The organism is Blautia sp. OF09-25XD (assembly GCF_003482095.1).
GTDB lineage: Bacteria > Bacillota > Clostridia > Lachnospirales > Lachnospiraceae > Fusicatenibacter > Fusicatenibacter saccharivorans.
The window spans coordinates 93,965-108,552 of the sequence record NZ_QUMG01000012.1; the positions used below are offsets into that span (position 1 = coordinate 93,965).

General features: G+C 44.6%; 11 protein-coding genes and 4 pseudogenes. 12 read left to right on the plus strand and 3 right to left on the minus strand.

The window, feature by feature from the left end:
- Position 1: 1 nt before the first annotated feature.
- Together ureB and ureA are read right to left on the minus strand one after the other, a co-directional pair.
- Positions 2–361, minus strand: coding sequence for an urease subunit beta (ureB, locus tag DXA93_RS11025; RefSeq protein ID WP_055221500.1), 360 nt, complete (start codon positions 359–361; stop codon positions 2–4).
- Between the two features lie 14 nt (positions 362–375).
- Positions 376–678, minus strand: a complete 303-nt coding sequence (gene ureA / locus DXA93_RS11030; protein WP_055221498.1) for an urease subunit gamma — start codon at positions 676–678, stop codon at positions 376–378.
- Positions 679–990: 312 nt separating this feature from the next.
- Here ureA and DXA93_RS11035 point away from each other — a divergent pair, with 312 nt between their 5' ends.
- The 12 genes and pseudogenes from DXA93_RS11035 to DXA93_RS20635 all read left to right on the plus strand — a co-directional run bounded on the left by DXA93_RS11035 (position 991) and on the right by DXA93_RS20635 (position 12,776).
- The gene (locus DXA93_RS11035) at positions 991–1,365 is read left to right on the plus strand and encodes a GntR family transcriptional regulator (protein ID WP_055221496.1); all 375 of its coding nucleotides are present in this window, start codon (positions 991–993) and stop codon (positions 1,363–1,365) included.
- A gap of 37 nt (positions 1,366–1,402) precedes the next feature.
- A pseudogene (locus tag DXA93_RS11040) lies at positions 1,403–2,253 on the plus strand (ABC transporter ATP-binding protein).
- On the plus strand, positions 2,250–2,912 hold the full coding sequence (locus DXA93_RS11045) for an ABC-2 transporter permease (RefSeq protein WP_055221492.1): 663 nt from the start codon (positions 2,250–2,252) through the stop codon (positions 2,910–2,912). Before DXA93_RS11040 ends, DXA93_RS11045 begins: the two are co-directional and overlap by 4 nt.
- Before the next feature lie 151 nt (positions 2,913–3,063).
- The gene (locus tag DXA93_RS11050; protein ID WP_055221490.1) at positions 3,064–3,516 is read left to right on the plus strand and encodes a GtrA family protein; all 453 of its coding nucleotides are present in this window, start codon (positions 3,064–3,066) and stop codon (positions 3,514–3,516) included.
- A gap of 89 nt (positions 3,517–3,605) precedes the next feature.
- A complete protein-coding gene (locus tag DXA93_RS11055; protein WP_118719167.1) occupies positions 3,606–3,908 on the plus strand; it encodes a DUF1294 domain-containing protein in 303 nt (100 codons plus the stop codon).
- 28 nt (positions 3,909–3,936) lie between these two features.
- A pseudogene (locus tag DXA93_RS20630) lies at positions 3,937–4,041 on the plus strand (nucleotidyltransferase); the annotation flags it as partial.
- 142 nt (positions 4,042–4,183) lie between these two features.
- Positions 4,184–5,203 (plus strand): helix-turn-helix transcriptional regulator, encoded by a 1,020-nt coding sequence (locus DXA93_RS11065; RefSeq protein ID WP_118719169.1) that lies wholly within the window; start codon positions 4,184–4,186, stop codon positions 5,201–5,203.
- Between the two features lie 528 nt (positions 5,204–5,731).
- A complete protein-coding gene (locus DXA93_RS11070) occupies positions 5,732–7,495 on the plus strand; it encodes a Piwi domain-containing protein (protein ID WP_158583294.1) in 1,764 nt (587 codons plus the stop codon).
- Positions 7,496–7,607: 112 nt separating this feature from the next.
- A complete protein-coding gene (locus tag DXA93_RS11075; protein ID WP_055221482.1) occupies positions 7,608–8,108 on the plus strand; it encodes a nitroreductase family protein in 501 nt (166 codons plus the stop codon).
- The gene (locus DXA93_RS11080) at positions 8,101–9,363 is read left to right on the plus strand and encodes a DNA polymerase Y family protein (RefSeq protein ID WP_118594934.1); all 1,263 of its coding nucleotides are present in this window, start codon (positions 8,101–8,103) and stop codon (positions 9,361–9,363) included. Before DXA93_RS11075 ends, DXA93_RS11080 begins: the two co-directional genes overlap by 8 nt.
- 160 nt (positions 9,364–9,523) lie before the next feature.
- Positions 9,524–11,386 (plus strand): AAA family ATPase, encoded by a 1,863-nt coding sequence (locus tag DXA93_RS11085; protein WP_118719171.1) that lies wholly within the window; start codon positions 9,524–9,526, stop codon positions 11,384–11,386.
- A 32-nt stretch (positions 11,387–11,418) separates the two neighbouring features.
- A pseudogene (locus DXA93_RS20635) lies at positions 11,419–12,776 on the plus strand (MFS transporter).
- Between the two features lie 26 nt (positions 12,777–12,802).
- Here DXA93_RS20635 and DXA93_RS11095 read toward each other — a convergent pair.
- Positions 12,803–14,447, minus strand: a pseudogene (locus DXA93_RS11095) (SulP family inorganic anion transporter).
- Positions 14,448–14,588: the final 141 nt, after the last annotated feature.

Genomic DNA, 14,588 nt, shown 5'->3' on the forward strand with positions numbered 1-14,588 from the left:
CTTACAGAAATCCTTTTAACTTCGCGTTTTCCAGTGATGCGGCTTTCGTGTCAGCGGTAGCCTGTGCGCGGGTCAGGTCATTCAGACCGAAGACACGTTTTCTGCCGCCCATCTCGACGAGCTGCACCTCTTTTTCCTCGCCCGGCTCAAAACGGACCGAAGTTCCGGAAGGAATATCGAGGTGATAACCGTACGCCGTTTCCCGGTCAAAAGAGAGGCACCGGTTGACCTCAAAGAAATGAAAATGGGAGCCGACCTGAACGGGACGGTCGCCCTTATTTGCTACCATGACAGTGACTGTCTTTTTGCCTTCGTTTAATGTGATCTCGCGATCGGAAGCCATGATTTCACCGATTTTCATATGATGTCTCCTCCTTACTGAATAGGATTATGTACAGTGACCAGTTTGGTTCCATCCGGGAACGTCGCCTCGACCTGAACCTCGCCGATCATATCGGCAACGCCGTCCATGACATCGTCGCGGGTCAGAATCTTTGTGCCGAGCTGCATCAGCTCCACAACGGTCTTTCCGTCCCTTGCCAGTTCCAGAAGCTCGGAACTGATGTAGGCGAGTGCTTCCGGGTAATTCAGTTTCAGGCCGCGTGCTCTCCGCTCTTTGGCGAGATTACCGGCCATATGAAGCATCAGTTTTTCCTGTTCCTTGGGATTTAATCTCATGGTGTTCCTCCTTTTTTGCATAGAAAAAGAGCAGACCAGGGAGAAAACATTTCTGTTCAGACTCCTTTGTCTGCTCTTTCATATTTTATATCACGCATTATAACGGGTGTTTTTTTATTTGGTCAAGAACTTTTTGCTATTTTTTTGATTGCTTTTTTCATGTACAGCAGAGGAAAAACCATAGAAAGCAAAGAAAAGAGGGGAAAATGCAGAAGAAAACAAAGAAAATTCTCTGAAATAAACAGTATATAACAGTTGACAACAGTAGCAGACTGTTATATACTGTTTATTGTAAAGGAGAAGAGAAACGATATGCATATTATTTTGAATCATTCCTCCATGGTGCCGATCTACGAGCAGCTCATGGAGCAGATCAAATCAGAAATTATCAATACAGCATTAAAAGAAGGAGAGGCGCTCCCATCCGTCCGTTCTCTGGCCGGGGAACTGCGGATCAGTGCGCTGACCGTCAAAAAGGCGTATGACAAGCTGGAAGAGGAAGGATTTGTTACAACGATTCACGGAAAGGGAACGTATGTAACGGCTTCCGACAAACAGCTCGCGCTGGAGGCAAGGCAGAGAGAAGCAGAGGCGGATTTTGAAAAAGCCATCGACCGTGCCCTTGCGATGGGAATGAGCCGGGAGGATATTCTGGAGACAGTAACCCTTCTTCTGGAGGAAAAATAAGGAATGCCGGAGCAGCGGCAGAAAGGAAGAGACAGACATGATAAAAATGCAGAATGTCAGAAAGGTGTATCCGGGATTTGATTTTGAGCTTTCTATGGAGATTCCGGAGGGAAGAATCACCGGACTGATTGGAAAAAACGGAGCCGGAAAAAGCACGGCGATCCGGCTGATGCTCGGCCTTGCAAAAGCAGATGGCGGAATAATCGAACTCTTTGGAAAACCGATCACAGAAATTATGGCAGAGGACCGGCAGAATATCGGCGTTTCGCTGGCAGAATCTGGATTTAACGGACAGTTACCATCGTGGAAGTGGAGAAAATTCTGGCGAAAATGTATCCAAAGTTTGAGGAAAGCTGGTTCACCAGAGAGTGCCAGAAGCTGCATCTTCCGGAAGGAAAACAGTTCAAGGAATTTTCCAATGGAATGAAGGCGAAGCTGCGTGTACTTACCGCCCTGTCACACAAGGCACAGCTTCTGATCCTCGACGAGCCGACCGCAGGACTCGATGTGGAAGCGAGAAATGAGATTCTCGACCTGCTGCGCGAATACGCGGCCGAAGATGAGAGCCGGACGATCCTCATTACGTCCCACATCGCCTCCGATCTCGAGCATCTCTGCGATGACATTTATCTGATTCACGGGGGAAAACAGCTCCTGCACGAGGAGACGGATGTGATTCTCGAGCAATACGGTCTCATCAAGGCAGACGAGGCGCAGTATGCGGCGCTCGACAAAGAATATCTGCTCGATACCCAGAAAGAACCGTATGGCTATGCATGCCTTACCAACGACAGAAAATATTACGAAGAAAACGTTCCCGACCTTGTAGTAGAGCGGGCCGGAATTGATGATGTAATTTTGATGATGACAGGAGGAGAAAAAAGATGAGTGGATTATTAGAGAAAGATATCTGTCTGCTGTTAAAAGGCCATCGCAACACGATGATCCTTTTCCTTATGATCTGTGTATTCCTCGGACTTAGCCAGACGGACACCTTTATTCTGGGCTATTTTCCGTTTCTGATGATCGTTCTGCTGATCGGAACGCTTTCCTGCGATGAAGCGGATAACGGACTGCCGTTCCTGTTCACACTCCCGATTGACCGGAAACTGTATATCCGCGAAAAATACCTGTTCTGCGTGGCCGGAACCGTAGTATCGTTTGTCCTCGCCTGGGCGTTATACCTGGTATCCCTGCTGGTGCACGGCGTTTCGAATGTATCTGGTGTTCTCTCGGAAAATGCGGGAATGATACCGGTCTTTCTGGCGGTATTTTTCATCACCATTTCCATCATGATTCCGGTGCAGATCAAATGCGGAGCAGAAAGCGCACGGGTCATGATGGCAGGAATCTGTTTTCTGTTTGCCGGTGTGATTCTGTTTGTGCAGAAAGTCGCAGGAGAAGCGACACTGGATCAAATCACGGAGCTGATTGGCACCATTACGGGCACAATTCCGGGCCAGGCAGGAATTTTTACTGCAGGCATCGTGGTTTTGCTGATTTCGTACCGGATCAGTGTAGGATTTATGGAGAAACAGGAATTTTAGAAAAAACGAAAGACGTCAGATTTCATTTTAAAACGTGAAATCTGGCGTTTTTGCTGTGATAAAATTTGCAGAAACTTGAAAAAAATGGCATTGTATGGTATTCTTTACAGGATGTTGCTTAAAAATTATATAAGAAGAAACAGAGGAAAAAATGAAAAAATTATTTGCACAGATTGTGAAATTCGGTATCGTCGGCTTCATCAGCTTTGGTATTGATTACGTGACCGGACTGATCGTTCTGAATCTTGTTATGGCGCTGACCTCCAGTTCCTATTTTGAAATGGCATCGCTTGTCGGTTCTGTTGCCGGATTTACTGTGTCCGTCATCGCCAATTACATTTTAAGTTTCAAATTTGTCTTTGAGCGAAAAGAAGACCTGAACAAAAAAGTCGAATTCATTACCTTCGTCGTCCTTTCCCTGATCGGAATGCTGCTGAACAGCTTCCTGATCTGGATTGTAGTAGGACCGATCTACCGGGGGAGCACTGCACTGCAGCAGCACATCGGCTACAACCTGATTTACACCATTGCAAAAGTCTTTGCAACTGCGGTTGTCATGGTGTACAACTTTATTACCAGAAAAATCTTTCTGGAGAAGAAATGATTCTGAAAAAAATCTGAAAAGAAGGCAGCGGAGAAAAACGCTGCCTTCTTTTCAAAGAAAGATAAAAAGGAAAGGCTGGTGAAGAGAGAATGAACCTTCACATTCAACTACAGGCAGGATTGTACCTGTATCTGATCTGTATTAATATCATTACCATAGCAGTCTATGGAATCGACAAACGAAACGCCGTGTATGGAAAATGGAGAATCCGCGTTTCCACGCTTCTTACCTTGGCCGCCGCCGGCGGCTCACCCGGAGCCCTGCTGGCGATGCACCTGTTCCATCACAAGACAAGAAAAAAGAAGTTTACCATCGGCGTTCCGCTGATGCTGCTGGTGCAGATCGCGCTTTTTTTCTTTCTTGTGAAAGCAGATTTTTCGATCTCAATCTGAGAAAGAAAGGTGATGAAAGTGGAAATGAGCCGTCCAGTCCTTCGGCGGCTATGCAGACGCACAGCTTAGCCGCCTGCAAAATGCGTTGGCGCGCGGCACTTTCTTGCAGAGTGAGAAAGAACAGCATATTTATGAAATGCTTTTAGATATGTAAAAACATCTGTCCAATAGGGCAGATGTTTTTACGTGTGCCATTATTGTGACAGATGATATAATATTATGATAAAAAGCGGCGAAAAGGTAAGATACATATAAAATGATCAAAAGGAGAAAGAATGGGAACTGATCATAAAGAAAAACTGATTCGAGTGTTACAGATTTTAGAGAAAACAGATGAAAAAAGTCCGATGAATGCGACACAGATTTTGAAATATCTGGAAGAGGAATATCAAATAGAACAGGTCGATCGTCGTTCTGTTTATCGTGATATTAAAATGCTGCAATTTTGTGGTTATGAAATATATCAGTGTGCGGATAAAAAGATGGGCTGGTATATGAAAAAATATATATTTTCGGACTGGGAAATTAAAATTATGTTGGATGCAGTACAGCAGGCAAGATGCATTTCTGCAAAGGAAGCAAAGGAATTGAAAGAACGACTATTGGATCTTACAAGTAAGAGAAGTCGAAGCAGATTTTGTCATATGATGACACCCAAGGCAGGAAACATGGATTCTGATAGGGAAACAGGATACTACATTGAAACAATGCTGGAAGCTATGTATCTCCATAAAAAAATTGAATTTCAATATACAGAAGTAAATGAGAAGTTGCAAAAGGTGCTTCGAAGAGAAGGAAAAAAATATTCGCTTAATCTTTATGAAATATATTGGTCTGATAATACCTATTATTTAATCGGGGCACATGATCATTATGATAGACTTACAAGTTATAGGCTTGATCGAATTGAAAATCTGGAGATATCACAGAGTGACGCGATTGACGCTGTAGAAAAAATAGGTCCAAATCCCGAACTTATTATTCGGAAATATATTGAAGAAAGTGTAAACCATTTCCTGGGGGAAACCGTAAGAATAGAAGTGGAATATAAACCAGAACCGGCGGCAAATGCAATTCTCTATGATTTTGTTGGGAAAAATGTATCGGTCCAAAAACTGGAAAATGGAAATTGCAGAGCCGTTTTTTATAAAATGAACAGTGTAACTTTACTTGGATGGTTCATGAAATATATGGATAAGTTTATGGTTATAGAACCACAAATGCTGCGGGAAAATATAAAGACAAAATTGGAGAATACATTGGAAATAATGAATAATATAAATGGATCACAATAATACAGGACAAAAAAAATATGATAAAACAAACTTTATGAAAACCAGGAGGAACTATATTGGAAAAAGATTTAAAAAATGGAAGTATTTGCGTCAGTAGATACTGTAAAACCGGTAGAATTTCATGTTTATGAACTTCATGCACAAAAAATAGGAAATACATATTCTATTATCAGAGGGGCAGCCTGGAAATTACGAAACTGGAATCAGGCAGGCGTATTTGAAGATGGAAACAAAATCTATGCGACGGAAAAACTGCAAGAGAAAATCCCAAATGCTGATTTTACAGTCGAATATGAGGGATCACGAGAACTGCCTGTTTTAGAAAACAGAAGAATCTATCAGGAACTTATCAAATACTGGATCACACAAAAACTATCCCAAATTTTGATTTTTGGAAAATACAGAAAATATTCCTGTAAAAGTAATGTGACAAGTAAGTGGATTATGACAAATCAGGGATTTGAGACGTTTTCGTCAGGAAACAGAGAAATTAGTCTGGAACGGAAATATAATTTCTGGGTTACTATTATGGATGATGAAAAAGCATATCTGAGAATTGATACCAGCAGTCTTTTTTCATCGAATCAAACTGTAGCTGATTATCTGGAAAAAGGACTAAATCTAATTGGTCAGGAAGTAAAAAATGACTGGGCAAAGAATAATCAGACAGGCATTCTGACAGAAATCTGTGATTTGACCGTAACGGATAAACTGGATTTTGCAGATAGTCTAAAGGCGTATTATATCCAACGAAATGAAGCATACAGGGTAGAGAATATTTCTGATGATACCAGGATAGTTAAGGTGGCACTTCAGACGGGAATAGAATTACCTTATTATCCGCAGGCATTAAAACCAGTATTGACAAGAGAAACGGTAAGCCGTATGGATGCAGCTTTTTCTATGCGGACAGAGTCCTTGGTAAAACGGAATATGAAGACCAGAGTACTTTTAGACCAGGATTTTATACAGGATATTGGAACGATTGAGCCACTTGACGGAATGAAATTTGAAACAGATCCATGTACAGTAGAGAAAATTGGCTATAAGAAAGGTAAAGTTAAAGAACCGCTGTTAGTTTGTGGAAAAGATAAGGCTCTTAAATGCGGCGAAGAATTTAAAGTATTCAACTACGGTTTTTATCGAAAGACGGAAAAAGAAATAAAAATAGGATATTTGTATCCGAGAAATTCCTATGATTTGATGAAGGCAGTTGTAAATGGGATTTATACCTTTGCGAAACTTGGAAAGTATCACGGGGAAAAGGATTTATATACCATGGCGGGACTGCTGGATCTGGATGTAAAGGCAATGGTACGGGAAGAATATGAGTTGGGAGATATTACAGATTATAAAAGAGCTGCCAATAAATTGCAGAAGATAGAAGGAATCGATCTGGTCATTGCACTTGTACCAGATGGGATGGAGGAAGATGGACCGTACAATCCGTTTAAAACTATTTGGGCAAAGGCTAATATCCCGTCACAGATGATCAGTATGAAAACAGCAAAATTGTTCGCTGAGGAAGCAAAAGAAGGGAATAAGGCAAAAAATAATTCAAGATATTACCTTCACAATATAATTCTTGGAATTCTTGGAAAAACAGGCGGGATTCCATGGGTTGTAAAAGATATGCCTGGCAATGTGGATTGTTTTGTAGGTCTTGATGTTGCGACGATAGCAAAAGGAATTCATTATCCTGCCTGCTCGGTTGTGTTTGACAAATATGGCCGTCTGCTTGGATTTTATAAACCGGCAGCACCACAGCAGGGAGAAAAAATTACTACCAGGATTCTTCAGGATATTTTTGATCAGGTGATTTTTGCATATGAAGACCGTTTTGGTGAAATGCCGAAGAACATTGTGATTCATCGAGATGGATTCAGCAATGAAGATGATGAATGGTATAAAAATTACTTTGCGGCCAAGGGAATTATGTATAATATTATTGAAGTAAGAAAAAATATCAGCAGTAAACTGATATTCTGGCAGAATGGGCAGATAGAGAATCCACCGATGGGATACTGTGTTTATAACGCAGACAAAGGATATCTTGTGACGACAAATATGAAAAATAAAAAAGGATCACCGAATCCCATTTTGATTGAGAAAAAATGTGGAAATCTTTCTATGGCTGATATTTTGACACAGGTGCTTTATCTTTCGCAGTTACACGTGGGGTCAACACAAAAAATGCGGCTTCCTATTACGACTGGATATGCGGACAAAATTTGTAAGAATAGAGAATTTGTTCCGGAAGGAAAGATGGACGATCGGCTATTCTTTTTGTGAAAAATAAAACATAGATAAAAATGAGACGACAGGGATTCTGGAGTTTTTTTAGAAAAAATGCTATAATAGTCTGCAAAGAGACATCCCATAAGAAACCAAGGAGGATTTTGAAATGAACAGTATTTTTCACAGAATCAGTGTTAGAAAATATGAAGACAAGCCGGTTGAAAAAGAAAAAATTATGCAGATCTTAAAAGCAGGCATGCAGGCTCCAAGCGCGTGCAACCAGCAGCCGTGGGAATTTTATGTGGTAACGGATAAGAAAAAAATTGAGGCGCTTTCTAAAATGACACCGTACACCGGCTGCGCAGCAAAAGCTCCGGTTGTGCTGGTATCGGCATATCGCCTGGAAGGTCTTGTCGCTCCAGCATTTGCGCAGATCGATATGTCGATTGCCCAGGAAAATATCTGGCTGGAAACGGATGCGCTTGGTCTTGGCGGCGTATGGTTCGGCATTGCACCAAATGAAGAAAATATGGAAAAAGTAAGAGTTCTGCTGGGACTGCCGGAAGAAGTTCATGTCTTTGCGCTGTTTGCTCTTGGCTATCCTGCCGAGCACAGAGAGCAGCAGGACCGCTTTAAACCAGAACGGATTCATTTTATCGATGAATAAAACAAAGAAGCCGGCAGACCGCCTGATTTTCCATGTAGATGTCAACAGCGCCTTTTTATCCTGGGAGTCCGCGCGGCGGATGAAAGAGGGGCTGCCGGATCTGCGGGACATTCCCGCCTGCATCGGCGGTGACCCGGCAAAAAGGACGGGTATCGTTGTAGCAAAGTCGATTCCGGCGAAAAAATGCGGTGTCCAGACCGGCGAGCCTGTGGCAATGGCACTGCGAAAATGCCCGAATATGGTTATTGTTCCCAGTGATTTCGATCTTTATGTCAAGTGCTCCCGGGCCTTCAAGAAAATCTGCGCATCCTACACTCCGGTCATGGAGTCTTTCTCGATTGACGAAGTGTTCCTTGATATGACGGGAACCTCTCTTTTGTACCCGGATCCGATCGCGGCAGCACATGAAATTAAAGACCGGATTTCCGACGAGCTGGGATTTACGGTAAATGTCGGCATTTCCACCAATAAACTCCTGGCCAAAATGGCGTCCGATTTCGAAAAACCGAACAAAGTGCATACCCTGTTTCCAGAAGAAATCCCTGCGAAGATGTGGCCTCTTCCGGTACGCGAGCTTTTGTTTCTCGGCAAAGCGTCCGAAAAGAAGCTGACCGAGGCCGGAATCCGCACGATCGGAGATCTGGCACATGCATGGGAAACTGATATTCAGACCCTGATTGGCAATAAAAACGGCCATCAGCTGTACCAGTACGCCCGCGGCATCGACGATTCCCCCGTAAAAGCACAGCCCGATGAGGCGAAAGGCTTCAGCGCAGAGACGACCTTTAACGAGGACATCGTCTCTATCGAACAGGTCGACCCGATTCTTCTCGCCCAGTGTGACATCGTGGCCGCCCGCATGCGTCGGAAAAAGAAAAAATGCACCTCCGTTTCCATAACCTTCCGCACCCTCGATTTCCGAAACCGCTCACACCAGACAAAACTTCCAAATGCGACCGATATCACAGATGAAATCTACCGCTGCGCCAAACAGCTCTTCCGCGAATCCTGGAAAGGAGAGCCCCTCCGCCTGATCGGTGTCTCCGTAACCGGCCTTACCGAAGACGATTTCGAACAGCTCTCCCTCTTCGAAGATCCCGAAAAGAAGGAGAAAAGCCGTAAACTCGATGCCGCCCTCGACGCAATCCGCCAGAAATACGGCAACGACAAAGTCACCCGCGCAAGCATCCTGAACGGAGCACAGGGAATTGCAAGAAAAGCGAAGGCACAGATGAAAAATGATGCGGAAAACTGAAAAATAATCTTCAAAGAAGGCAGCGGAGAAAAACGCTGCCTTCTTTGAAAATAAAGCAAAACAACGATAATATTCGGAAAAATGAAAATACAACAATTGATATATTTCTGAAAATAAGATATAATAATCGGAAAGAAGCACACTGGAAAGGAGGGAACGAATGAAAACATGCAAGGAAATGGCAAAGCTATGGGACGTTACGGAACGCACTGTAACAACTTTCTGCAAAACAGGTAAAATTCCAGGAGCCGTAAAAGAAGGAAAAAGCTGGCGCATTCCGGATGAGGCAGAAAAACCAGTGGATGGCAGAATACTGTCAGGAAAGTATGTAAAAAAAGAGGAAAAAGAAGTAAGAAAGCCACTCCCGATCGGAATATCGGATTACGTACGGGCACAGTCGGAATATTATTATGTGGACAAGACAGGAATGATCAAAGAATTTCTGGATCGAAAACCACTGGTATCACTGTTTACGCGGCCGAGACGATTTGGAAAGACGTTGAATATGGATATGCTTCGCGTTTTCTTTGAAATTTCCGATACAGATACCAGCCAGTATTTCCGGGACAAAGAAATCTGGAAATGTGGAGAAGAATACCGAGAGCATCAGGGAAAATATCCGGTTATTTTTCTGACGTTTAAAGATATAAAATTTGCGTCCTGGGAACTGACTTTTGCAAAAATTGCAGAGCTGGTACAGGAAGAGTTCGGCAGACATAAGGAACTTGGAACGAGTGAGAAACTGGAACCATATGAGAAGGATTATTTTCGGAAAATACTGGCAGGTCAGGCAAATGAAGTAGAGCTCTCCTCGTCTCTGCAGAAACTTTCCAAAATGCTTCATGAACATTATGGAAAAGCACCGATCATTATGATCGATGAATATGATGCACCGATTCAGGAAGGCTATTCGAAAAAGTTTTATGAAGAAATTGTTGGATTTATGCGGAATTTCTTTTCCGGCGCATTCAAAGACAACCGGCATCTGTCGTACGGTTTTTTAACTGGAATTCTGCGGATTGCACAGGAAAGTATATTCAGTGGTCTGAATAATCTGACGGTAAATTCCATTCTGGATGAGACATATGATAAATACTTTGGATTTACCCGTGCAGAAGTCCATAAAATGCTGCGGGATTACGGTGCTCTCGAAAAAGAAGCAGAGCTTAAAACCTGGTATGACGGATATCTTTTTGGCGCAGAAGAAATTTACAATCCCTGGTCCGTGGTCAACTATATTGCACAGGGGTGTATTCCAAAGGCATATTGGGTAAACACCGGAAAGAATGAAATTCTGGAAGAAGTTCTGAAGGCAGCGACAGAGGATGTCATAGAGAAATTGTATGCATTGCTGCAGGGAGAGCGAGTGGTTGCGAGAATCGATCAAAATGTAGTTTACCGGTCTCTGCTGGAAGAACCCTCCAGTATTTACAGTCTGCTTCTGGTTGCTGGATATCTGAAAACACCAAAAAAGGAGTTGCAGACAGACGGATCGTATCTGTGTGAGGTATCCATTCCCAACTGGGAGATTGCGGCAGTTTACAAAGCAGAGATTTTATCCCATCTGCTGCAGATTGGAGCAGTAACCAGAACGACAGCAGACCGGATTGCGGAAAGCCTGTATACGAATGATGTGAAAAAACTGCAGAGTGCGATTGCAGAGTATATGGACAAGTCGATCAGTTTTTACGATGCGGGCGCAGAAGGTTTTTACCATGGACTGGTACTGGGACTGATTGCATTGCTGGATCAACAGTATAAAATCACATCCAACCGGGAATTCGGAGAGGGACGGTACGATATCAGCCTGTTCCCGCGAGAACTCCGGTATCCTGGCATTCTGATGGAACTAAAATGGAAAAAGGGGATTACAGAAGACACACTGAAAAAATTAGCGAAAGAAGCATTAAACCAGATTGAAACACAGCGATACGATACAGAAATGCGGCAGGAAGGGGTTACGGAAGTCATCAAACTTGGAATCGCCTTTTCTGGAAAAAATGTAAAAATTTGGACGGTATAAAAACAGGAGAAGACAAAACAGGGGGAAGCAAAATGAAAAAATTAACAACGGCAAAGATATGGCAGTTCGCAGCAGGCCAGTTTGGATGGGCGCTGCTGTCTGGTATCATATCGAACTGGCTGGTGTACTTTTATCAGCCGGATGAAACCGCAATCAGCCAGGGACAGACGGTATTCATACCGCAGGGACTGGTGATTTTCGGGGTTTTTACCATCATTGGAGGGATCACAGCCTTCGGAAGAATTTTTGATGCATTCACTGATCCGATGATTGCGTCCTGGTCAGATCGGTGCACTTCAAAAAACGGACGGCGGATCCCGTTCTTAAAAGGCGCGTCCCTGCCGCTGGCACTTTCCACCGTGCTGGTGTTCTGGTCACCGGTGAATGAAAACAGCTGGATCAATGCGGCATTCTTGTTTGGTATGATTCTAGCATATTACCTTTCGATCACGGCATACTGTACTCCGTACAATGCCTGATTCCGGAACTGGGCCATACACAGCAGGAACGCCTGAATATATCCACCATCATTTCTTTCACCTTTATTGCAGGAACCGCTGTGGCCTATCTGGCACCGGCGATCTGGGGTACGCTGATTCCTTTCTTCGGAAGAGTAAATGCAATCAGGATCACTTTCACAGCCATGGCAGCGGCAGCATTCATATGCATGCTTGTGCCGGTATTCTGCATCCGGGAAAAAGATTACGTAGATACCGTTCCCTCGAAGGATTCGGCCTTTCGTTCCCTTACAGCAACCTTTCGGAATGGAGAATTCCGGAAATTTGTAGGATCTGATATCTTTTACTGGATCGCGCTCACCATGTTCCAGACGGGCCTTCCGTTTTTCGTCACCAGTCTGCTGAAACTCCCGGAGACAATGACAACACTGTATTTTGTGGGAATGACCGCACTGTCGCTTGTCTTTTACGTTCCGGTCAACAAGCTGACACCGAAACTGGGCAAGAAAAAGATGATTCTGTTTGCCTTTGCTGTTTTCAGCCTTGCATATTTTTACACAGGCTTTATGGGAAACATCCCGTTCATCCCGGAAGCCGTACAGGGCCTGATTCTGACAGTCGCGGCAGCACTTCCCATGGCGATTTTCGGTATTCTGCCGCAGGCGGTTGTCGCAGATATTGCACAGAGCGATGCGGTTACCTCGGGAAGCAGCCGCGAGGGAATGTTCTACGCAGCCAGAACTTTCGCCTTCAAGCTGGGGCAGAGCCTTTCCATGCTGATCTTTACGGCGGTCTCCACTATTGGAAACGGCAGTGGAACCGGATACCGGATTGCAGCATTCGGTGCAGCTGTATTCTGCGGCGCAGGCGGACTGATACTGATGTTTTACGATGAGAAAAAGATTAACTGCGTGATCAACGGAAAAGCATAGGTCAGTACTCAGCACGGCGGCCTTTTTTATCTCGAAATCAGCTCCTCCGCATGCTTTAATGCATCCGAAATATTCGAACAGAAATTTTCTTCCCCGACAAGCTCCACAAAGCCGGATTTTTCATCACCTTCATCGGCTGCTCATTCACATGAGAGAAGACGAGGGTGATCCCTTTCGATTCGCAGAGCTTCGTCAGATTCTGGAGTGCATTCATGGCTGTACTGTCGATCGCCGGTACGCTCCGCATCCGGAGAACGAGACATTTTGTGAAATCCTTTACCACGATGTGCTCAATCGCATCCGCCGCGCCAAAGAAGAGCGGTCCTGTGATCTCGTATACACGGATTTCCAGCGGCAGCTTCTGCAGATGTTCATCCACCGCCGGGGAATCATCGTCTACATAGACCCAGCTGTCGGCGTGCGTTTCCTCGCTCATCCGCTTGATGAAAAGCAGGCAGGCCAGAACCATGCCGATCTCGATTGCGACAACGAGGTCAAACACAACGGTCAGCACAAACGTAGTAAAAAGAACGATAATATCACTCTTCGGAGCCGTGCGTACAAGATGCATGAAGGTTCTCCACTGGCACATATTGTAGGCAACAAGGAACAGAATCGCGGCAATCGTCGGCATCGGAATCATACCCGCAAACGGCATCAGCACAACAAGAACGATGACGAGCGTAATGGAATGCACCATACCCGCAACCGGCGTGCGTCCGCCGTTTTTGATATTTGCCGCCGTTCTGGCAATCGCTCCCGTAGCCGGAATACCGCCGAAAAGCGCAGAAGCAATATTTCCGGCACCCTGTGCAATCAGCTCTGTATCCGAACGATGCTTGCTGTTGATCATGCCGTCCGCAACAACACAGGAGAGAAGCGACTCAATCGCCGCAAGCACCGCGATCGTAAACGCATTTGGAATCGCCGACTGAATCAGTTTCATGTCAAAAACCGGCAGATGAAGCGTCGGAAGCGCATTGCTGATTGTGTACAGATTTCCAATCGTAGAAACGTGCAGCGGCAGAAACTGAACCATCAGAATACCGGCAATAACAGCAATCAGCGATCCTGGGATTTTCTTGAAAATCAGCGGAGACACGATCAGAATGGCAAGGCTGACCCCTCCGACAATCAGCGCATCCGGTGAAATTGTGGAAAAATTCTCCGCAAATGCCTTCAGTTTTTCCATCGTTTCAATCGGCTTTACCCCGTCAGGATACGTAACGCCGCAGAATCCTTCAGCTGTCCGATCACGATCGTCACCGCAATACCGGAAGTAAAACCCGTTGTAATCGTATAAGGAATAAACTTGATCAGACTTCCAAAATGACAGAAGCCCATGATAATAAGGAAGACACCGGCAAGAATGGTCGCCGTCATCAGCCCCTCGAGGCCGTTCCGCGCGACAATACCGGCAACAATCGTAGCAAACGCGGCCGTCGGACCGGCAATCTGGACACAGCTTCCGCCGAGCGCGGAAATCACAAAGCCCGCCACAATCGCGGTGAAAATACCAGCCTCCGGTCCCACGCCGGAAGCAAGAGCCAGTGCAATAGAAAGAGGAAGTGCAATGATCGCAACGATGATACCGGCAGTCACATCTTTGGCAAACTGCGCGCGGTCATAGGACTTCAGAGAAGTGAGTAGCATTGGTTTGAACGAATTCATTTGAAAACTGCGCGTCGCATTCTCGTTACTTTAGCCTGCAAATAAAAAGTCAATACTAAAATTGAAGAAAGTTAAAAAACTTTACAGGTTAAAAATTAGGCATTAAAATAAGGCCACCACAACCAGTGCTGGTCTGAAAGT